We start from the raw sequence: 1,134 nt of genomic DNA, 5'->3' as shown, positions 1-1,134 counted from the left end.
CGCAGTTCGGGAGTGCCGAAGTCGGGATTTATCCACTGTTCGTTATCGGTGGAAAGTTCGGGAACGACATAGATTCTGGACTCCCCGATATTACGCATATACTCGGCAGTCCTTCGGTTGTGCGCCTCGCTCGATGCGATGTTGCAAGGCTTGATATGTATGCTTGATTTTGTTGCCATAGCTTCTTTTTTTTTGTTTGCAATTGATTATTCTGCTCGCTTTCGTAGAGGGGTTCTTAGGGGTAACCCATAAGCGGAGATTGCAAAGAGAGGGTCACTCTTTGCTCGGGGTTCTCAGGGGTGAAACGCCCTGAGTGGGTCATTAGGGCAAAGCCCTAATCCCCTCGGGAGAGCCCACAACTACGAAAGCGGAGCGTGTAGTTATAGTGGGCTATAACCGGAAGCCGTTCTTCTTCTCCGGTGATTGGCTGCGCACCCCTTTGGCGGACTGGAGCTGCCTTTTTCTTTCAATCTGTTTCTGTAAGTATTCGTTCAAGTCCTTGCATCCGCTGTAAATCTGCGAAGCGTCCCGGATGTACCGGTCTCTGCCGTATTCCATGCGGATTTGCCGGAGTGCTTCCATTCCTGCATGGTCGTTGTCGAAAAAGCAGTGGATGCGTTCGTAATTGCCCAACGGATAGAGAGCCTTGTTTATATTCGATACGGAGTTCAATACAATGTAGTCCTGCCCGTCCAATTCCGGATAATTCGGGCAGCTTTCCTGTCTCAATGTCAGAAAGGAAAGGTAGTCCATGAAACCCTCGAACACATAGCAGGCAGTCCTTGCTTTTCCCGACTGTCTGATGTGGGAGATTTCCTTGGGGGCGATGCAGCCCTTGAAATAGGGGTTACGAACCTCAAACCCACCCGAACCGTTAGGGAATGCGATGGCAAAGTAACGCTTGCCGTTGTGGGTGTAACGGGCTTCACTACATTCTCTTTTTGCCAGTTCCAGATTTATTCCTCTACCTTGTAAATAGGAAAGCAGGGCAGGAGACGATAGCGGTACTATCTCCAGCTGCTGGAAGCTCGGACCGAAAGAGTCTTGCTTGCCAAAAGAGAAAGATACCGGGTGTACATGCGGTGTTTGTTCCGCAATCCGCTCCAGCAGGTAAGGTACATGGTCGGTAGCATA

1 protein-coding gene and 1 pseudogene are annotated in these 1,134 nt (G+C 50.2%); both read right to left on the bottom strand.

The window, feature by feature from the left end; genetic code table 11:
* Nucleotides 1–179 (bottom strand): annotated as a pseudogene (locus tag DXA54_RS28535) (mobilization protein); the annotation flags it as partial.
* A gap of 211 nt (nt 180–390) precedes the next feature.
* A partial coding sequence (locus DXA54_RS15845) for a toprim domain-containing protein (RefSeq protein ID WP_120080013.1) occupies nt 391–1,134 on the bottom strand: 744 nt, incomplete at its 5' end.

Origin of the sequence: Bacteroides sp. OF03-11BH, from assembly GCF_003604005.1 — a bacterium.
GTDB classification, from domain to species: domain Bacteria; phylum Bacteroidota; class Bacteroidia; order Bacteroidales; family Bacteroidaceae; genus Bacteroides; species Bacteroides ovatus.
The sequence above is the reverse complement of the archived record's forward strand: the minus strand, read 5'-3'. Positions and strand labels throughout refer to the sequence as shown.